The organism is Thalassovita sp., from assembly GCF_965218685.1.
In the GTDB taxonomy this organism is placed as follows: Bacteria; Pseudomonadota; Alphaproteobacteria; order Rhodobacterales; family Rhodobacteraceae; genus Thalassobius.
Genome location: NZ_OZ244657.1, coordinates 375,436 through 395,244, shown reverse-complemented (window position 1 = coordinate 395,244; position 19,809 = coordinate 375,436). Strand labels below are relative to the sequence as shown.

Here is a 19,809-nt window from a genome sequence, read left to right as displayed (position 1 = left end):
GCATTGGCGCCTTTGGTTGGTGTGGTGACCTGACCAAATCAGTGCGCATTTTGCGATTTTGATGACCTGCCGGACGATTGGGGCCTTCTCAATCATTAGACAGGAGGTTTCCATGACAGAGGAGAGAGTAAGCCCGCTGCGTCAGCGGATGGTCGAAGACATGCGTATCCGTGGCATGGGCGACAAAGCTCAGAAAGCCCACATCCGAGCGATCAAAGACTTCACCGCATTCCTTGGCCATTCGCCTGATACCGCAACGCCGGAGGAACTGCGCGCCTATCAGCTTCATATGACCAACGCAGGGGTCACGCCGTCAACTTTCAATGCGCGGATCGTGGCGCTCAGGTTCTTCTTCGGCATGACCTGCGGGCGGGAGGAGATGAAGCGCTATATGCAATTCCGCACCGAACCGCGGAAGTTGCCGATCGTTCTCAGCGTCGAGGAGGTGTCCGACATCCTGATGGCGGCACCCGGGCCAGGGCTGAAGTATCGGGCGGCGCTCAGCATTTCTTACGGTGCCGGCCTCAGGGCAGCGGAAGTCTGTAATCTCAAGATCGGTGATATCGACAGCGACCGGATGCTGATCCATGTCGAGCAGGGCAAGGGGCGTAAGGATCGCAAGGTCATGCTGTCCCCGGGCTTGCTGAATCTGTTGCGTGATTGGTGGCGCGAGGCCCGCCCGGAAGGCTGGCTGTTCCCGGGCAAGCCAAAGATCAACCCGATTTCGCCGAGGCAGTTGAACCGTGCTTTCACCTCAGCCAAGCACATGGCTGGCATCAGCAAACCGGCAACACTGCACACGCTGAGGCACAGTTTCGCGACACATCTGTTGGAGGCCAACACGGATGTGCGGGTGATCCAGGTGCTGCTCGGTCACGCCAAGCTCACCACGACGGCGCAATATACCCACGTCGCCACCAAAACGATCCGCGACACGGTCAGCCCCTACGAGATGCTGGCCAAGCTGCAGGACCAGACTGTGAAGCGAAGTCTGGAGTGATTGGCTGTCGGGGTGCCCCGGCCAAAGCTAGAGATCGCTGACATCTTCCGTGCCCATGGTCCTGCGTGGCGGCAGGCCAATGCCGGGCATGTCAGCCTCTCGCAACTCAAGGTGATGTCAGCGATAGAAGCCTGCCGGACCGACGCGCTCGGCGGGCATGTGGCCGGTTGCACCAAGTGCGGCCACCATCACATCGCCTACAACAGTTGCAAGAACCGCCATTGCCCGAAGTGTCAGGGGCCGACGGCGCGAGACTGGATTGAGGCCCGCGCCGAGGACCTGCTTCCCGTGGAATATTTCCACGTCGTGTTCACGCTGCCCGCCGAGATCGCGCAAATCGCCTATTGGAACAAGAGGGCGGTCTACGCGCTGCTGTTCAAAGCGTCGGCGGAAACGGTCATGACCACTGCCGCCGACCCCAAACGCATGGGTGCGAAGGTGGGGCTGACCAGCGTCTTGCACACCTGGGGCTCTGCCATGACACACCATCCGCATATCCATATGATCGTGCCCGGCGGCGGTCTGTCGAGGGACGGCACCAGGTGGGTCGCCAGCAAGCCCGGGTTCTTCTTGCATGTGCGCGTGCTGTCCCGCCTGTTCCGCCGCCTCTTTCTGGACGGCCTGATGGCGCTGCACCAAGCCGGAGACCTGGCTTTCTATGGCGACCTGGAGCGGTTGGTCCGGCCGGATGCCTTTACCGCCTGGCTCACCCCATTCCGTAAATCCGAATGGGTGGTCTATTCCAAACCGCCCTTTGGCGGCCCAGAGGCCGTGCTTGCCTATCTGAGCCGCTATACCCACAGGGTAGCGATCTCGAACCATCGCTTGGTCAGCGCGGATGCCCACACTGTAGCTTTCCGTTGGAAGGATTATCGCATCAAAAATGGCGATCGCCAGAAGATCATGCGCCTTGCCACACCCGAGTTCATCCGCCGCTTCCTGATCCATGTCCTGCCCGATGGGTTCCATCGCATCCGCCATTACGGCCTGCTGGCCAGCGGTGTCCGCAAAGCGAACCTCACCAAAATCCGCGCGCTGCTCTGCGTCCAGCCAGTGGAACAGGCGGATAACCACGATCTTGAGCCAGAGGTTGCCCCTCTTACGCTGCGTGAACCCTGCCCATGCTGCGGCGGACCCATGCGTATCATCGAGATCTTCCGTCGTGGGCAAAAACCGATGTCGCGCGCGCCACCAAGGGAGCAGGCCGCATGACCGAACGCCTCGCAAAGATCATAAACCCATGCTGGCAGCTCCATGCAGGCCCGGCCCAAGCCACCTGCGCCGATCAGGTACCAGCGCGGTTCCAGACCGCACATGCACACAGTCCGACGGTTAGCGCTTGGCGGCTGGACTGGGAAGCCCGCGTGTCCACCGCCGTGAAAAACGTGAAACGGCCCGCTGAAATCGCCGTCGCATCAACCGCCGGCGCTCTTTCCCCATAGTCTCACCAAGACCCTCGCGGCTTCGTCCTTGGGAGGTTTTCCAACGCGGGTCGTCCGCCCGCCAAGGCGCCAACCTTACGCCGCGACCCGCATCAGAAAACCTTCACCAATTCGACCAATGCCGCAAAAAGCGCAAAAGGTAGATTTGAGGCACAAAGCAGACGTGTTCGACGGTCTTTTTGCAGAAATGGACACGCAATTTATCAATGCATACCCATTCCAAGCAGTGTTTAATTTGAAGACTTTGCTTTACAAGTCCTTCACCAACCTCAGCGCATCGTAGATAGCAGCGTGTGTATTACGTGCCGAAACTGCGTCTCCGATGCGAAATAGCTGAAACGTTCCTTCAGCATTGCGAGAAATTTGTTGCGGCTTTCCGTCAATGAGGTCTTCGTAGTCAACAGCTCCGCCATTTGAGCTCATTGGCTTCAGGTCAAAGTAAAGATCATCAAGCGGCATAGTCCCGTAATTTACAACGACCTGATCGTATTCCATCTGGTAGGTGTGATCGCTGTAATCGGTGCCGACAGTGGCAGCCAGTTTGTTGCCTGTCCGTTCGACATTCAGCAACCGTCGTGTGACGGTAAAAGTCACATCCTTGTCCTGGAGGGATCGCATGTAGGGTGTCAGGTTCATCGCCATGACATCCGGAGCAAAAGAACGATCAGGGGTCATGATTTCCACCTTCGACCCGGCAAATGCAGCGACTTCTGCGGCCTGCAGCGCCGGATGGTCGCCGCTTTCATCATAGATAAGCACATGATCCGACGGTTTCACATCCCCGGCAATCAGGTCCCAGGCCGTCACGACATGCGGTGCATCCTTGCCTGTTTCGAAAAGCTCGGTGTTGGGTAGACCGCCCGTGGCTATGATCACGACATCTGGGTTCAACGCGGTGACGTCATCGGCTTCGGCCAAGGTGTTGAAGTGGAAGATCACGTCACGCGCGGCGCATTGGGACATTCGCCAATCAATGATCGATATCATCTCGCGGCGGCGTTCGCTTTGTGCCGTCAATCGAACCTGTCCACCGGGATCGGGCTGGGCTTCGAACACGATGACTTCGTGACCACGCTCGGCCGCAACCCGTGCGGCTTCCAGACCGGCAGGGCCCGCACCCACGACCACCACACGGCGCTTTTCCGTTGCCGGTTCGATCTCGTGTGGCATGGTCAGTTCGCGACCAGTGGCGGCATTGTGAATGCACAGGGCATCCCCGGCCTGATAAATTCGGTCCAGGCAATAGGTGGCCCCGACACAAGGGCGGATATCATCTTCGCGCCCCTCGACAATCTTCTTCACGATATGAGGGTCGGCCATGTGTGCCCGAGTCATGCCAACCATGTCCAAAAGTCCTGCGGCGACGGCATGACGCGCAGTGGCAACATCCGGTATCTTTGCCGCGTGGAAGGTGGGCATTCCAGTGGCCTGTTTCACCCGTCCAGCGAAATCAAGATGCGGGGCATTGGCCATGCCTTGCACGGGGATTACATCGGTCAGTGCCGGGTCGTTATGGATGCGTCCCTTGATGACGTTCAGAAAATCCAACTGGCCGGTCGCCGCCAGTCGCTTGGAAATCTCGATACCGTCCTCTTCGGTGATCCCGCCCTTTTGCGCTTCGTCCGCCGTATAGCGAAAGCCTACGATAAACTCATCTCCGACCCGTTTACGGACGGCGCTAAGAACATCCATTGGGAATCGCAGTCGGTTTTCCAAAGTGTCGGCACCATAGGGCCCGGCAAGATCATTGGTCAAAGGCGACCAGAACTGGTCCAGCAGGTGACCATAGACCTGCAATTCAATCCCATCCATGCCGCCGAACTTCATGCGTTCGGCTGCATCGGCAAAGTCATTGATGATCCGGTCGATGTCCCAATCTTCAATCAGCTTGGGGAAAGCACGGTGCGCGGGCTCGCGATGCTTGGAGGACGAAACAGAAGGAAGCCAATGCCCCTTGTTCCAGTTGGTTCGGCGGCCCAGATGGGTCAGTTGGATCATCACCGCACACCCATGTTCGTGGCAGCCGTCAGACAGGTTCTGAATCCAGGGAACTACTTCGTCTTTGTAAGCCAAGATGTTGTTAAACACCGGCGGGCTGTCTTTGGATACCGCCGCCGAACCCGCTGTCATCGCCAGAGCCACCCCCGCTTTTGCGCGCTCTTCGTGATAGGCGCGATACCGATCCTTGGGCATGCCATCTTCCGGATATGCCGGTTCATGGCTCGTGGTCATGATGCGATTTCTCAAGGTCAGATGCTTGAGTTGATACGGCTGAAGCAGTGGATCTTTTGACATTGGAACATCCTGAGATGGTGGACTTGACATAGGTGTAAAGTGATAGCTACGCGATACTTGACAGATGTGTCAAGCGATGTATTTTTGTGGCGATGAATGAGACATCCGAGAAACGCCCGCGTGGTTCGCGCGAACTATGGCTCGATGCGGCCTATGAGCTTTTGCTTACGGACGGGATCGACGCTGTGAAGGTGATGCCGTTAGCAAGGCGCCTGAACATGACCCGCACAGGATTCTATTGGTTCTTCAAAGATTTAAATGAATTGCACGCTGCGGTGATCGAGCGTTGGGAGAACATGAACACCGGCAATCTCGTTGCTCGATGTAATGCTGAAGCGAGCAATATCTGCGAAGCACTCTTCAACGTGATGGACTGCTGGCTGGACCCAACGCTTTTCGATTCAAGGCTTGATCTAGCAATTCGCAACTGGGCACGCGTTGACGTGAAACTCAAGGAACGCCTGGATCAAGCAGACAAAACTCGAATCGACGCGGTCAGGCAAATGTTCTCGCGGTTCGGCTATTCGGAGGAGCAGGCAATAGTGCGGGGTATGACGCTTATTTACACACAGATTGGCTATATTTCGATGGAAGTCGCAGAAGACTCAAACGAAAGGCTTGAGCGGGTGCAGCACTATGTGGAACTTTTCGCCAGCGTTCAGCCTAACCAAATGGATGTACGGAATTTCGTGACAAGGCATTCACACAGCTAAGCGCGCGAGATTCTAAGAATTTTTAGACGCGATTTTTTTGTCTGCGCCAAACTCATTGCAGACATTCACAACAATTCGCTCATCGGCAACAATGTCCTGCACTCCCGTCGTCGATATAAAACGCGGAAGGTCCCCGCCCGAGCTTTCGCCCGGACGGAGTGTTGTTCATGATGGAAGTCGTTCCCTGACCACGTACTCAGCTAGCCAAGCCCAGTATTCTTGCCCCTTCGCTGCCAGATCCTCCGAATTCTTTCTTGGCAATCCTCCATCGTATTCAGCAATGGCAGCCCTTTCTTCGAAAGCTTCGATATCGGGGAGCATGGTAGGGTCAACGGTTCGTCCGTTGGCTTGTGGGCCTTCAGAGCTGCTGTTCGAGGACTGGGTATGCGATAGCAACATAGTGCGTCGTTGCTGACCTTGCGCAGGTGTGCTTGGTACGGGGTTTTCCTGAGTCTAGGTGGTGCAAAATGGCGGCCAATTGGCGCTTCGCCAAAGCAAGAAGGCATATTCGCTGGAGAGCGGCCGTTGCCCCCGCCCGCAAATCGGGCGAGGGCACGTGGTTCATTATGGGCAGGTATAGCCACCATCGATGACAAGATCGGAGCCGGTCATGAACGAGCTTTCATCTGACGCAAGGAACACCGTGCCGTAGGCGATCTCCTCGGGTTTTCCGAAACGCTTCATCGGCACAAGATCGACCAACGGCCCCCATGCCTCTTTGGGTACCGAGCTTTCGAACAGGTTGGTGTCGAACATACCTGGGCAGATAGCGTTGATGCGGATGTTGTCTCCGACAAACTCCAATGCCGCAGACTTGGTCATCAATCGCACGGCGCCTTTGGTTGATTGATAAGCCGTCGACACGCCCGCACCCGCGATGCCATAGATTGAGGCGAAGTTAATGATGGAACCGCCACCGTTTTCCTTCATTGCAGGAACGGCCGCTTTCATGCCCAGCAGAACCCCAAGCTGGTTCACACCGACTATTTGCTGGAACTTGTCGATCGTGTGATCCAGCAAGCCAGCGTGATAATAGATGCCAGCGTTGTTGACCAGCACATCGAGCTTCCCGAAGCGATCCACTGTTTGCGCAACGGCGTTTGCCCATTGCGATTCACTGGTCACATCAAGCGCCACAACCTCCGCTTTGCCGCCTGCATCACGAATGCTCTTTGCTGTGTTCTGAGCGTTTTCCCAGAGGCAATTTGCAGCTTTCCCTTCCGCGACAACGGGGTCTTCGGGCAAGTTGGCCAGCATAAGCGTCGCCCCCTCTTTTGCCATCAGTTTGGCTTGAGCAGACCCGAGGCCTCCTCCTGCGCCGGTCAGCAAAACGACCTTTCCTTCTAGACGTCCTGTCATTTTTTCTCTCCCTAGTTGGTTGATAAACTGTGTGAATGTGGCCCGTAGCGAGCCAATGCCCGGTAAGCCCAACCACGTTGAGCTCCCCGATTTCGTGGCCGCGGTGGCCGCTTGTTCTTGCGGCGATACCGTGCTCCACAAACTCTTGCGCTCTTGGATGTGCATCGCACTTAGAACGGATAGTGTTGCTTGGGGTTCTCGATCGTGACCCAGCGTTGTGTGGTGAATGCGTCGATTGCCGCCTTGCCGCCGAAACGGCCGTAGCCACTCTCTTTGACGCCGCCGAAAGGCATTTGAGCTTCATCGATTTGTCCTTAAAAACCCATGACTTCTGCCATGACCGAGGCTTCAAGCCCGCCATCGCAGGCGATGTTTGTGCCGTTGACCCATCGCGCCATATCCGAAGCCAGAAATGCGATTGTCGGTGCGATGTCGTCTGCTGTGCCCGCACGTCCGACACGATCGATGTCACTGTTGACACGTGCGTCCCCCAAGACGTTGCGGAATTGTTCGAGTATGGGGGTTTCGACCGGGCCGGGACTCACCGCGTTCACGCGGATGTTCTTCGATTTGAAGACATCGAGATGCGCGGCTTGATAGGTCCAAAGCAGCAAGAGTTCCTTGGACGAGGGGTAGGAGTTTTCATCTGTGATCTCGTGATCGGTGCAGAACGCGGCTGGATCAGGGAACCCTTCCGCGGCAACGGCTGCTTTGACCTTTTCGAGGTTGGGTCGCCAGCCGAAGCCCGCGATGGAAGCGACATTGATGATCGCACCGCGTTGGTTCATTTTCGCGACCACTCCGAGCGAAAGCGCTCTCAAGCCGAGGAAGTTCACCGCAATTGTCGGGACCGCGCCTGGTGTTCCCGAAAGCCCTGCGACGTTGGCCAGCGCATCGAGACCCGCAGGCAGTTGGTCGAGGATGGCGGCGACCCCTCCTTCAGTTCCAAGATCTCCTTGGATGAAGTGGCCGACCGAATTTCTTGGGGTATCACGATCAATGCTGAAAACGTTCGCACCCATTGTATGTGCGAGTTCGGCTGTGCGCTTCCCAATGCCTGAAGCGGCGCCGGTGACTACAATGTTCTTTCCTTGAAGCATTTTTCCTCCCTGAGCGTGAGCTGGTGTGTTGAGTGGTTGAACCGGTGTCGCCAAGACCAGTGCGCAGAACGCACTGTCCCCGTCCCGCCCAAAGGCGAGTTCAAAGAAGCGACTTTTTGTTGAAGTTTGAGAGCGGGTAGCGCCTAGATGCGTTCTGTAAACCAACGTTGGTTGGTGAATTCATCAATGGCCCATCGTCCACCAAAGCGCCCATACCCGCTGTCTTTCATCCCCCCGAACGGGGCGTGCGGGTCGTCATCGACGGTCGATCGGTTGATGTGACAAATCCCCGTTTCGAGCTGCGACGCGATCCGCCGCGCTTCTTCGAGATTTGCCGTGAAAATTGAGGCGGCCAAACCGTAGCCGCTGTCGTTTGCGATAGTGATTGCTTCGTCAGCGCTGTTGATCCGCGTTACCGACAATACCGGCCCGAACACCTCTTCCTGAAAGAGGCGCATTTCTGGTTCGACATGGTCGATTAGGGTCGGTTCGAAATAAGCGCCGTCAACACCTGCGCCGCCAACAACCTTTGCGCCTTTAGAGACCGCGTCGCTCACAAGACCCGAAAGCCGCTGTGCAGACTCCGCGTTTATAAGAGGCCCAAGATCGGTGCTCGCTTGCCGTGGATCCCCTACGGTTAAACCGGATCGTAATTTCTCAACCATGGCAATAAACGTGTCAGCAATTGGTGCGTCAACGATGAGACGCTCTGTGGACATGCAAATCTGGCCCTGATTGAGAAAGCCACCTTCTACTACGGCTTGTGCCGCCAATTCGAGATCGGCGTCCCCAAGCACAATCATCGATGCCTGTCCGCCGAGCTCAAGCAAAGGGCGCTTGAGATGTCGTGCACTGATCTCCGCCACGCGCCTCCCAACGCGTGTGGACCCGGTGAAACTGATATGACGCACGACTGGGGACGCGATCAGCATATCGACCACGGCTTCACCAACGTCAGTCGCGCAAAGAAACAGGTTCACGACCTTGTCGGGTAACGCGGACCGTTCGATTGCGTCTCCGAAGAGTTGATAGCATTTGGGCGAAAGCTCATTGCCCTTCAAAAGAACCGTGTTTCCGCACAGCAGAGCCATTGCGATTGCGCGTGCCCCCAAAATGAGCGGTGCATTCCACGGCGTGATTGCCAGACAGACACCCAGCGGGTCGTTGACCACATAGCTGCGCACGTCGAGGTTTGGGATAACCTCGGGGCCTTGAGAGATCGTGTCTGCATAGGTGGCTGTTTCTCTGAGGGTTTTTGCGGCCAGAGAGACGTTGTGGTTGGCCCAGGCGGCCGTTGCTCCGATCTCGTCGAGCATTGTCTCACAGAGGATGTCACGGGATTTTTCGAGCTCGTCAGCAAGGCTTTCGAGGCACGCCGCACGTTCTCGTGGTGTGCCTTTCGACCATGGTTCAAAAGCGGCGGCACATTCGGCAAGCATCGCTGGACAAGCCGTCGTCATCCGCTCCCGAACCTCGCATGATTGCGCAAGGTCATCGGGCCCCTGCAGACCAAGTTCCACTGGCTTGAATCTGACTATTTCACTGGCCGCAATGTCCATGTTCCCTCCTCAAAACACAGATGGCTTGTGAAAAAGCTAGCGAGATGAGACTGTGCGATAAATGTGAAATTCTGGATATGGATTGTGAAAAAATTGCATAATTCGGCAACATCCCCGTACGCGATCTGCCAGGTTGAGCGAGAAGCGCTAAAGCCAAGAACCCTTCGACGCAGATTCTCGGAAGACTTTGCCACCTTGCTCCAACTGGAACGCGGAAAGCTGCAAGTCGGTGACGATGGCCAGGAAGTTCCCGGGCCCGCATTGTGCTTTTGGCCAAGCATGCAGTTTCCAAGAATTACGCTGGCTCCAGGCGCCAGTGCCAAAGTCCTTGGTATCAGCGATACGCTCATACTGGACGCCGTCGGTAGTCAGGCAGAGTCGGTCCACCTACGCATGATGATCGAGCAACCTTTTCAGGTCGCACTCAAAATCGACCCGCGCTTTTCCCACGTAGAATCTCTTTTCGAATGGTTTGCCTTCGAAACCAAAGTTCCGCACCACCGATCGCCAATGATGCAGTCAGCTTATTTGCGTTGTCTTCTGATTATTGCTCTTCGCGTTCATGCGCCCAAAGTGGAAAACGAGAACACCAAACGCTCGGAGGTTTTGCGGCGTTTTCGACATCTAGTCGAAATACACTATCGTGACCATTGGAAGGTTTCGGAATATGCTGAAGCTTTGGGTGTCGAGTACGACAGGCTCCACCGTATTTGCAAACGTCACACGGAGCGGACACCTTCGATTCTGGTGCATGAACGCTTGATTGCGGAAGCTAAGGCAAGACTGGAAAACACAGGACAATCCGTGAAGGAGATTGCCAACGCGCTCGGGTTTGCCGACGACTCACGGTTCGGTCACTTTTTTAAGAAAAACACAGGCGTGTCGCCCGGGGCCTACCGAAAATACGCGTCCCAACTTGATATGGACGGATACCGCCCTGAATCTGGAAACTTCGCGGATTGGCCTTAATGCCTTCTGAATTACAAACAGACCGCACGCTTTGGTTAAACCAACGGAAGCACACAATGGCCTCTCTGACTGCAGCGTCCGGCGAGGGGACCGACCTACCGCAAGGTCAATTTGGCAAAGGCTGCGAATCCACAAGGGTTTCCATCGACCGTAACAAAAGCCGTCATCGGTGCAGCCTTGGCGAAGGTCGGAAGAGCCCCGCTTTACAAACATAGACAATGATCGTTTCGGATACACCCTGACGCATTGCGCGGCGGTGCAGCATCGCTTAAACCGCGTCTGCGACAGGACAGGAGAGCTGACATGGCCGAAAAACCAGCGCTGGAACGGAAATTCGAACAGGGGCTGTTTGCCTCGCGTTGGTTGATGGCTCCGATGTATCTGGGGCTGGTTGTGTCCTTGGGGATGCTGACCATCGTGTTCTGCCGCGAGCTGATTTATTACGCGCCGCAAGTTCTGACCATGACCGCCGACAAGGCTATTCTGGTTGTGCTGACCCTGATCGACCTTTCGCTGGCCGCAAACCTGCTGCTGATCGTCTTGTTCTCGGGCTATGAAAACTTCGTGTCCAAGCTGGACATCGATGACGGTGGTGATCGGCCCAGCTGGATGGGCACCGTGGATTTCGGCGGGCTGAAAATGAAGCTGATCGCCTCGATCGTGGCGATTTCGGCTATTCATCTGCTGAAGCAGTTCATGGAGATTGGCAAAACCGACAAGCCCCTGGATGAACAGGCGCTGTATTGGCTGGTGGTGATCCACATGGTGTTCGTCGGCTCGGGCGTGTTGATGGCCGCGATGGATTGGCTGGCCGCGCAGACGAAAAAGCGCTGACCCGGGCGGGTCCTTCGCGTCACACAAGCGTTCAAATCTCTGGTTTCGACCTTCCCTTGCCTGTGCGGGCTTTGTAAGGAGGGTCCGAAGGAGACACGAACATGACCAAGATCACGCCCCAACCCGGCATCATGGAAATCGCCCTGTATGTGGGCGGTGCCAGCCATGTTGACGGCGTGAGCGATGTGGTTAAGCTCAGCTCGAATGAAAACCCCTATGGGCCCAGCCCCGTGGCAATCGAGGCGCTGCGGCGTGCATCGTTCGAATTGCACCGCTATCCGTCCACTGATCACGCCCAATTGCGGGCCGCGATTGGCGAGATTCACAGCGTGGACCCCGACAACGTCATCTGCGGTGTCGGCTCGGACGAGGTGTTGCAGTTCATCGCCCAGAGCTTCTCTGGCCTCGGTGACGAGGTGATTTATACCGAGCACGGGTTCTCCATGTACCCGATTCTGGCCCATGCGGCCGGTGCGACTCCGGTCAAGGTGCCCGAGGCCGAACGTGTTGTGGATGTTAACGCCATTCTGGCCGCATGTACTGATAAAACCCGGATCGTGTTCATCGCAAACCCGGCCAACCCGACTGGCACGATGATTGATCTGGACGAATGCGCGCGGCTGGCCGATGGCCTGCCCGAGGGCGCGTTGCTGGTGCTGGATGGCGCTTATGCCGAATTTGTCGAAGGTTATGACGGTGGCGCCAAACTGGTGGAAACCCGTGAAAACGTGATCATGACCCGGACGTTTTCCAAGATCTATGGGCTGGGCGGTTTGCGGATCGGCTGGGGCTATGCGCCGCGTGCGATCATCGACGTGCTGAACCGCGTGCGCCAGCCCTTTAACCTGTCCAACACCCAGCTGGCCGCGGCCGAGGCTGCCGTGCGTGACGTGGCCTATACCGAAAAATGCCGGACGGATAATACGCGTCTGCGCGCTTGGCTGGCCGAGGCTTTAGAGGCGCATGGCGTGCCCTCGGACCCGTCGGAAACCAACTTTATTCTGGCGCGGTTCAAGGATGAGGCCGAGGCCAGCGCCTGTGACGAATACCTGAAATCTCAGGGGCTTATCGTGCGAAAGGTGGGCGGATATGGCCTGCCGAATTGCCTGCGGATCACCATTGGGGATGAGCCCGCCTGCCGCCGCGTGGCCCATGCCATCGGCCAGTTCAAAGGGGGTGCATCGTGAAGACCCCCTACAACCGTGTGGCTCTGATCGGGCTGGGTCTAATCGCTTCGTCCATGTTCTGGGCGCTGAAACGTGCCGGATTCGAAGGTGAGGTGACGGGCTATGCTCGCTCGCAGGAAACGCGCGACACCGCGCGCCGGATCGGTCTGTGTGATCGGGTCTGCGACAGCGCGGTCGAGGCCGTGCAGGATGCCGATCTGGTCGTTCTGTGTGTGCCAGTTGGTGCGATGGGCGCAGTTATGGCCGATATCGGACCGCATCTGAAGCCGGGCGCGACCGTGTCTGACGTCGGTTCGGTCAAAAAATCCGTGGTCGAGGCCGTGGCCCCGCATATCCCTGCAGGCGTGCATTTCGTCCCCGCACACCCCATGGCAGGGACCGAACATTCCGGTCCTGAATCCGGTTTTGCGACCCTGTTCGATAACCGCTGGTGCCTGATCGTGCCAAATGGTGCGGACGAAGCTGCGACCAAGGCGCTTGAGGATTTCTGGCACGATCTGGGCGCCAATTGCGAACGGATGGATATCCAGCACCACGATATTGTCTGTGCAGTGGTCAGCCATATCCCGCACCTGATCGCCTATACGATGGTGGGCGTGGCCGACGATCTGAACCGTGTCACTGATTCCGAGGTTATCAAGTTCTCGGCCGCAGGTTTCCGTGATTTCACCAGGATTGCCGCGTCGGACCCGACCATGTGGCGCGACGTGTTCTTGACCAACAAAGAAGCGACGCTGGAAATCCTTGGCCGTTTCACCGAGGAACTATTCGCGCTGCAACGGGCCATTCGCACGGGTGATGGCGACCAGTTGCACGACTATTTCTCGCGTACGCGTGCCATTAGGCGCGGCATCATCGAGGCTGGTCAGGACACCGAGGCCCCGGATTTCGGTCGCGGCCAGAAGCCTGCATGAAGGCGGGGCGGGCGCTGACCTGCGCTGCCCTGATCTGGGCAAGCATGGGTTCGGTTGTCTGGTCAAATGCGCCTTCTGTATCCTTGCGACCGGTTGCGCGCGGCGAAGTTGATCCACGGGTGATCCTGCCGATCTCGCCTTCTGTTGTGGGGGTGAAGCCGTCGGTCCAAGAGGCACCGGGCCTGAAACGCTCGCTGCGCCCCAAGGCGCGGCCCAAAGGGCTGGCGCGCCGTGCTGCCAAGGCCCAGAAAGTGGCGATAACCACCGGCAAACGCGGGGCCGTCTGTGGCAGCCGCGATATCATCGGACAGGTCGAGGGGCGCGTGCCCGGCAAGATCAATGGCTGCGGGGTTTCACAGGCGGTGCGGGTGCGCTCGGTATCGGGGGTGAAGCTGTCGCAACCGGCGCTAATTGATTGTGACACTGCCAAGGCCTTGAAAACATGGGTCGAGCGCGGCCTGAAACCCGCCGTTGGGCGCTATGGCGGCGGCGTTGATGATTTGAAGGTTTTTGCCAGCTATTCGTGCCGGACCCGCAACAACAAGAAAGGCGCGAAAATCTCGGAGCATGGCAAGGGGCGCGCCATCGACATCGGGGTTGTCGGGCTTAAGGACGGATCGGATATCTCGGTGTTGCGGGACTGGAAAAAGGGCCGCAAAGGGCGCATCCTGAAAGAGCTACACGAGACTGCCTGCGGCCCGTTCGGAACAGTTCTGGGGCCCGCGGCGGACAAGTATCACCGCGATCACTTCCATTTTGATACCGCGCGCTATCGCAGTGGCAATTACTGCCGGTAATCAGCGCAGCACCAACGCCGGCAGTTGCCCCACGGGGATCGGCCCCAAAAAGGCCACCCCGCGGCGAATGTCCAAAGGTACGTCCAGCGTGTTGGGGTTGCCCGCCAATTGCGACAGCAGGCCCAAACCTTTTTCCATTTGATCGCCCAGACCTTGCGGAATCTGGCCCGAGTTCACTGCCATCCGCAGGATGTCGCGCCAGTTGCGCAGTTTGATGGTGAACTTGCCCGTCATGGCACCATTTGCGTCCACGTCCGCTTGGCCGGCCAGCCAGATTTCCAGGTCACCCCAGCGGGCCTCGGCCAGGGACAGGTCCAGGCGGGTTGGCTGTGGTCGCCGATCTTCGATCGCATCCAGATCCCAGGGGGCGTCAAAACCAACCGAGAATTGCGCCCGCAACGCCGAGAATGTCCGGGGCAGGGTATCCGTCGCGCCAATCAGGCCGCGAAAGCTCATCGGGGGGGCGAAATCATCGCTCTCGACCGCGAAGCGATAGGTTTGCGGCGCCTCGGCGTCTTGGCTCACCGCCGCCCTGAGCGAGGTCATGGTGGTTGCCTGCCCGTCGCGATCCTGCAGGGTCAGCGTCTCGGCCACCAGGTTGGCGCGGTTCAGCGGCAGGCGCGTGCCCGCATCCAGTATCACACTGGCCTGAAGAGAATTGCTGGTGATGTCGAATTTCTGCGTCGGCGTGGCCAAAAGTTGCTTGTTCGGCCAAACCGCGATCACGTGATTGGGCCGGTAGCTGAGCGCCAGCATCTGGAAAAACGGGGCTTCCCATGCCCATCCGGTGCGCGGATCGGCCAGTTGAAGATCGCTGAAATGGGTGTCGACCCGGTTCGGAAAGCCCGTGACGCTTAGGTCGGAATATTCAGCCACCCAGCCTTGGGCGCGGCGGTCCTCGAACCAGGCCTTGAAACCAGATTTCACTCCGGTCGATGCTGACAGCCAGAACCCGGCCCAGACACAGGCCAAAATCACAATCGCGATCAACAAACGTTTCATTCCCGCAGGCCCTTTTCTCTTCGCTTGCGGTGGTGTTTACAGGGGGGCGCAAGAAAGGACCAGTGACATGACGATGTGGGTGTTTGGCTACGGCTCTTTGCTATGGAACCCGGGGTTCGAAGCGGCGGACAGCCAATTGGCGCATCTGCCGGGCTATCACCGCAGTTTCTGTATGCGTTCGATCCATCACCGCGGAACCGAGGACAAGCCGGGCCTGGTGTTGGCGCTGGACCGCGCGGTTGATGCCGCCTGTCACGGGCTGGCCCTGGCGGTGCATCCCACTGATGAAGAACAGGTTCTGGCGGATTTGCGGGAACGCGAGCTTGTGTCCTCGGCCTATCTTGAGGTTCAGCACGAAGTCCACCTGCGTGACGGGCGCAGTGTCACGGCGATCACCTATGTGATCGACCCCGATCACGTGCAGTATTGCGGCGGCCTGCCCTTGGAGGAGCAGGCCCAGATCATCGCCCGTGCCCACGGCGGCCGCGGCCCCAATACCGAATATCTGTTCAATACCGCTGATCATTTGACCCAGCTGGGTATCCGTGATCACGAACTGGACTGGTTGACGGCACGTGTGCGTGAGATCATCGGATAAATCCTTGGCTTGAAAGCGAGTTGATCGTACAGTCCGGGCAACAATAACAGCGTCAGGACCTGTCCGAAATGGAGCAGCCAGACCTCGAGGCCGAGCCGCAATTTTCGCAACCCTTCCGCCAGATCATGCTGATGATCCTGGTGCTGGGGCTGACATCTTTCGTGGTGTTCCTGGCCCTGCCGCGCATTTTGCCGGTGTTCGAAGCCAACCCGTATCTGAACGGCTTTATCATTTTCGTCTTTCTGGTCGGGGTGATTGCCTGTTTCTGGCAGGTGGCCCAGCTTTTCAACTCGGTCAGGTACATCGAAAGCTTTGCCAGCGACCGTCATGACATGTCGGGCCTGAACGCGCCGCGTCTGCTGGCGCCCTTGGCTGCGTTGCTGCGAACCCGTGACGCCCGGATGCAGATCAGCGCGTCCTCGTCTCGATCGATCCTGGATTCGGTGGCAACGCGCGTTGATGAAGCCCGCGAAATTACACGGTATATCGTCAACCTGTTGATCTTCCTTGGCCTTCTTGGAACTTTTTATGGTCTGGCCACCACCGTTCCGGCGTTGGTCGATACGATCAGGGGCTTGGCCCCCCAGGAAGGCGAGGCCGGCGTCGAGGTGTTTGGCCGTCTGATGAGCGGGCTGGATTCGCAGTTGTCTGGAATGGGTGTTGCTTTTGGGTCGTCTCTGCTGGGACTGGCCGGATCGCTGGTCGTGGGCCTGCTGGAACTGTTTGCGGGCCACGGTCAGAACCGTTTCTACCGCGAGCTTGAAGAATGGTTGTCCACCATCACCCGCGTGGGATTTTCCTCTGGGGATGGAGAGGGTGCCGACGGATCTCCGGTGGCTATCGTGCTGGATCACATGAGCCAGCAGATCGACTCGATGCGTGCGATGTTCATGCAATCCGAGGCAAACCGCGCCCATCTGGATGCGAACCTTGCCAGTCTTGCGACCTCGATCGAGCGGTTGACCGATCGTATGGCTGGCACGGCGCGGGCCAATGATGCGATGGTGAAAATGGCCGAGTCCCAGGACCGGCTAATCGATGTTCTGACCGAACAGGGCGCCGACGGGATGGATCCCGAAAGCCGGATGCGTTTGCGCTCGATCGATGTGCAACTGCTGCGCATCCTGGAAGAAATCAGCGCCGGCCGGCAGGAAACCATGGCAGAACTGCGTACGGATATTGCGGCGCTGACACAGGTGCTGCGCCGCCGGCAACGCCGAAACCAACAGTCTGACGAGCAGCAGGAGGGCTGAGTATGGCCCTGTCACGACGCACCGGTCAACGGTTCCAGGCCTCGATCTGGCCCGGCTTCGTGGATGCGATGACGGGGCTTTTGCTGGTTCTGATGTTCGTGCTGACCATCTTTATGGTCGTGCAATCGGTCCTGCGCGAAACGATCACCGGCCAGGAAAACAGGCTGGATGCACTGTCAACCGAGATCGCTGCGCTGGCTGACGCGTTGGGGCTAGAACGCGATCGCACGGCGCAGCTTAGCTCGGAATTGGGGCAGCTCAACGCCACGTTGGCGGAAGAGCGCGCGCAGTCACAACAGCAATTGGCTTTGATCGCGTCGCTGAGCGCCGAGCGTGACGCGCAGGCCCGCCAGATCACTGATTTCGAGGCGCAGGTGGCGGTGCTGCTTTCTCAGCGGGACAATGCCTTGAACACCGTCGCGACACTGGAGGGTGAAAAAGCCGCTTTGCAGGATGAGCGTTCGGCGTTGGAGCTGGCCCTGGCCCAGGCGCGCACCGAAATTGACGCTGGCGCCGAAGCCGCCCGGCTGGCCGCAGCGCGTCGCGAAGCGTTGGAAGCCCTGATCGCCGATCTGAAGGCTGAAAACGCGCAGGCGGACACTCAGAATTCGGCCCTCAATGCGCGGATCACTGATTTGGAAGCCCAGCTTAGCGAGGAAGAGGCCATCCGCCTGGCCGAGGCCGCCGCCGCCCAAGCCCTGCGCGAGCGGTTGAAAAATGCCGATGTCGAACTGACGGCCATGACCCTTGCGCTGGAAGAGCAGCGTAAAAAGGCCGAGGAAACGCTGACGTTGCTGGCCGCTGCGCAAACGGCCGGCGAGGATCTGACCGCCCGGCTGGCGGAGGCTTTGTTGGCGCAAGAGCAGGCCCAAACGCGATTGAGCGAGGCTGAAACCGGCAATGCGGATGCCCAAGCGCGAATGGAAGGCCTTGAGGCCAGTTTGTTGAACGCCCGCGAAAACAATGCCGCGCTTGAGGCTGATCTGGCCGACATTCAGCAGGCCTTGGCCCGTGCCCTGGCCGAGAAGCTGGCGGCAGAGCAACAAGCGGCCTCGCGACTGTCTGACGCCGAGCGTCAGGCTGCCTTGCTGGCTGCTGCGGACAAGGCGCTGGCGAATGAAAAGGAAATCTCGACCCAGGCGCAGCGCGCCCAAGCCTTGCTGAACCAGCAAGTGGCGGCGCTTAGGACACAGCTTGGCAGCCTGCAGGCGCTTTTGGATGATTACGAAGAACGTGACGCCGCTGCGCGTGTGCAATTGGAAAGCCTTGGCTCGGATCTGAACGCTGCATTGGCCCGCGCCGCAGCCGAAGAGCGTAAGCGCCGCCAGTTGGAAGAGGCCGAGCGCCTGCGCCTTGAACAAGAGAAAAAAGCGCTTGAGGCCGAGAAGAAGGATCTTGAGAAATACCGCAGTGATTTCTTTGGACGCCTGCGCGAGGTGCTGGGCGCCCAAGAGGGGATCCGCATCGTAGGCGACCGTTTCGTGTTCTCCTCCGAGGTGTTGTTCCAGCCTGGCAGCGCTGATCTGTCCGGCGAAGGGCAGGCCGAGATCGCCAAGATCGCGCGCATTCTTCGGGGTATTTCCAACGATATCCCGCCCGAGATTGACTGGGTGATCCGTGTGGACGGGCATACGGATAATGTGCCCCTGTCCGGCACCGGTGAATACGCGGACAACTGGGAACTCAGCCAGGCGCGCGCGCTTTCCGTGGTGCGCCATATGGTGAACTTCCTGGGCCTGCCGCCAGATCGGCTGAGCGCCAACGGCTTTGGCCAATATCAGCCCGTCAATCCTGCCGATACCCCCGAAGCGCGGGCACAAAACCGGCGGATCGAGCTGAAGCTGACCGAAAAATAGCTAGTTCAACACAACTTGCGTCTGGCGGGTGTCCAGCTGCTTGCCATCTCGGATCAGGCGGATCTGGCCGTTATAGGTTCCGGGTGCAAATCCCGCGCCGGGGCGCCGTTTCCCAACCGCGCGGAAATATTGGGCCTGGGTTTTCTCCAGCGTGACATCCTTGCTGAGTACGATGCCCGCGGGCCCCGATATCGTTAATTGCAGGATATCTCCGGGCTGGCTGCCATAGGCATAGACCCACAGCACCAGCGCTTCGTCCATGACCGATAAAGGGGCGGGTGCGGGGCCGTCCTTGACCTCGGCAAAGCTGGGAACACGGGTGGAAAAGCCAGCATTCAGCGTGCCGCCGGGGCGATATTCCGGCGCGACATCCCACAGGGTTTCGACCGCCCCGCCGCAAGTATCCGCCGCGACAGACGAGAACGGATCAACCACAGCACCGTTCTTGCGGACAGACAGGTGGACATGGGGAAACTGGGTTTTTCCGGACAAGCCAACCTGACCTAATACCTGCCCAGCCTTGATCACATCATTGCGCCGCACGCGAACCGAGCCGGATTTCAGATGGCAGTATTGCGTCTGCCAGCCGTCCCCATTGTCGATGACCACGCCGTTGCCGCATTCCTTGCCCTCGATTGCGGCGGCTGTGTCCTTGGAATAGCCGGTGTCTGGCATCCCGTCGCGCGTGCCGATGACCACACCGGGCGCTGCGGCCAGGACATCGACGCCCGCGCGCATTGCCGCCAAAGAAGGCAGGCCGAAATCGGTCCCTTTGTGACCGTCATAGCTTAGCGCTCCGCAGGTGAAATCACGTGCAGCATTGCCAGGATCCCGGTCGACATATTGCTGAATGAAACAGGTCTGCCCCAAGGTGCAGTCAACGGGTTGTTGCAAAAGCAAATCCCCCGCGATGACTGGCATCGCGAGGGAG

At 58.4% G+C, this 19,809-nt stretch carries 17 protein-coding genes and 1 pseudogene; 11 read left to right on the top strand and 7 right to left on the bottom strand.

What is annotated here, in order from left to right; translation table 11 throughout:
• Positions 1–112 precede the first annotated feature (112 nt).
• A complete protein-coding gene (locus ACOQOQ_RS02120; RefSeq protein WP_092465131.1) occupies positions 113–1,000 on the top strand; it encodes a tyrosine-type recombinase/integrase in 888 nt (295 codons plus the stop codon).
• A 12-nt stretch (positions 1,001–1,012) separates the two neighbouring features.
• The gene (locus ACOQOQ_RS02115) at positions 1,013–2,212 is read left to right on the top strand and encodes an IS91 family transposase (protein ID WP_420566739.1); all 1,200 of its coding nucleotides are present in this window, start codon (positions 1,013–1,015) and stop codon (positions 2,210–2,212) included.
• A gap of 479 nt (positions 2,213–2,691) precedes the next feature.
• Here the strand turns inward: ACOQOQ_RS02115 and ACOQOQ_RS02110 are convergent, their stop codons facing one another.
• Positions 2,692–4,737, bottom strand: coding sequence for an FAD-dependent oxidoreductase (locus ACOQOQ_RS02110; protein ID WP_420568503.1), 2,046 nt, complete (start codon positions 4,735–4,737; stop codon positions 2,692–2,694).
• Between the two features lie 92 nt (positions 4,738–4,829).
• On the opposite strand from ACOQOQ_RS02110, the gene ACOQOQ_RS02105 reads away from it, so the two are divergent.
• Complete coding sequence (locus tag ACOQOQ_RS02105; protein WP_420569715.1) at positions 4,830–5,450, top strand: TetR/AcrR family transcriptional regulator; 621 nt, start codon at positions 4,830–4,832, stop codon at positions 5,448–5,450.
• A gap of 564 nt (positions 5,451–6,014) precedes the next feature.
• Here the strand turns inward: ACOQOQ_RS02105 and ACOQOQ_RS02100 are convergent.
• From ACOQOQ_RS02100 to ACOQOQ_RS02085, 4 genes and pseudogenes are all read right to left on the bottom strand, one after another.
• Positions 6,015–6,779: an SDR family NAD(P)-dependent oxidoreductase gene (locus ACOQOQ_RS02100; RefSeq protein WP_420568502.1), complete on the bottom strand. Its 765-nt coding sequence runs from the start codon at positions 6,777–6,779 to the stop codon at positions 6,015–6,017.
• A 200-nt stretch (positions 6,780–6,979) separates the two neighbouring features.
• Positions 6,980–7,114 (bottom strand): annotated as a pseudogene (locus ACOQOQ_RS02095) (aldehyde dehydrogenase family protein); the annotation flags it as partial.
• A gap of 9 nt (positions 7,115–7,123) precedes the next feature.
• Positions 7,124–7,909 (bottom strand): coniferyl-alcohol dehydrogenase, encoded by a 786-nt coding sequence (locus ACOQOQ_RS02090; RefSeq protein WP_420568501.1) that lies wholly within the window; start codon positions 7,907–7,909, stop codon positions 7,124–7,126.
• Positions 7,910–8,052: 143 nt separating this feature from the next.
• Complete coding sequence (locus ACOQOQ_RS02085; protein WP_420568500.1) at positions 8,053–9,468, bottom strand: aldehyde dehydrogenase family protein; 1,416 nt, start codon at positions 9,466–9,468, stop codon at positions 8,053–8,055.
• A gap of 84 nt (positions 9,469–9,552) precedes the next feature.
• Between ACOQOQ_RS02085 and ACOQOQ_RS02080 the strand changes: the two genes are divergently transcribed.
• The 5 genes from ACOQOQ_RS02080 to ACOQOQ_RS02060 all read left to right on the top strand — a co-directional run bounded on the left by ACOQOQ_RS02080 (position 9,553) and on the right by ACOQOQ_RS02060 (position 14,169).
• Positions 9,553–10,437, top strand: coding sequence for a helix-turn-helix domain-containing protein (locus ACOQOQ_RS02080; protein WP_420568499.1), 885 nt, complete (start codon positions 9,553–9,555; stop codon positions 10,435–10,437).
• A gap of 321 nt (positions 10,438–10,758) precedes the next feature.
• On the top strand, positions 10,759–11,271 hold the full coding sequence (locus ACOQOQ_RS02075) for a TIGR00645 family protein (RefSeq protein ID WP_420569714.1): 513 nt from the start codon (positions 10,759–10,761) through the stop codon (positions 11,269–11,271).
• A 101-nt stretch (positions 11,272–11,372) separates the two neighbouring features.
• Complete coding sequence (hisC, locus tag ACOQOQ_RS02070; RefSeq protein ID WP_420568498.1) at positions 11,373–12,458, top strand: histidinol-phosphate transaminase; 1,086 nt, start codon at positions 11,373–11,375, stop codon at positions 12,456–12,458.
• A gap of 53 nt (positions 12,459–12,511) precedes the next feature.
• Entirely contained in the window at positions 12,512–13,372 is an 861-nt protein-coding gene (locus ACOQOQ_RS02065) for a prephenate/arogenate dehydrogenase family protein (protein ID WP_420569713.1), read from the top strand.
• Positions 13,369–14,169, top strand: coding sequence for an extensin family protein (locus tag ACOQOQ_RS02060; protein ID WP_420568497.1), 801 nt, complete (start codon positions 13,369–13,371; stop codon positions 14,167–14,169). The genes ACOQOQ_RS02065 and ACOQOQ_RS02060 overlap by 4 nt, the downstream gene beginning before the upstream one ends.
• On the opposite strand, the gene ACOQOQ_RS02055 is transcribed toward ACOQOQ_RS02060, so the two are convergent.
• Entirely contained in the window at positions 14,170–15,171 is a 1,002-nt protein-coding gene (locus tag ACOQOQ_RS02055; RefSeq protein WP_420568496.1) for a DUF2125 domain-containing protein, read from the bottom strand.
• Between the two features lie 67 nt (positions 15,172–15,238).
• Here ACOQOQ_RS02055 and ACOQOQ_RS02050 point away from each other — a divergent pair, with 67 nt between their 5' ends.
• From ACOQOQ_RS02050 to ACOQOQ_RS02040, 3 genes are all read left to right on the top strand, one after another.
• Positions 15,239–15,769: a gamma-glutamylcyclotransferase gene (locus ACOQOQ_RS02050; RefSeq protein ID WP_420568495.1), complete on the top strand. Its 531-nt coding sequence runs from the start codon at positions 15,239–15,241 to the stop codon at positions 15,767–15,769.
• Between the two features lie 68 nt (positions 15,770–15,837).
• A complete protein-coding gene (locus ACOQOQ_RS02045; protein WP_420568494.1) occupies positions 15,838–17,022 on the top strand; it encodes a biopolymer transporter ExbB in 1,185 nt (394 codons plus the stop codon).
• 2 nt (positions 17,023–17,024) lie between these two features.
• The gene (locus tag ACOQOQ_RS02040; protein WP_420568493.1) at positions 17,025–18,878 is read left to right on the top strand and encodes a peptidoglycan -binding protein; all 1,854 of its coding nucleotides are present in this window, start codon (positions 17,025–17,027) and stop codon (positions 18,876–18,878) included.
• On the opposite strand, the gene ACOQOQ_RS02035 is transcribed toward ACOQOQ_RS02040, so the two are convergent.
• A complete protein-coding gene (locus ACOQOQ_RS02035) occupies positions 18,879–19,772 on the bottom strand; it encodes a M23 family metallopeptidase (RefSeq protein WP_420568492.1) in 894 nt (297 codons plus the stop codon).
• Positions 19,773–19,809 lie beyond the last annotated feature (37 nt).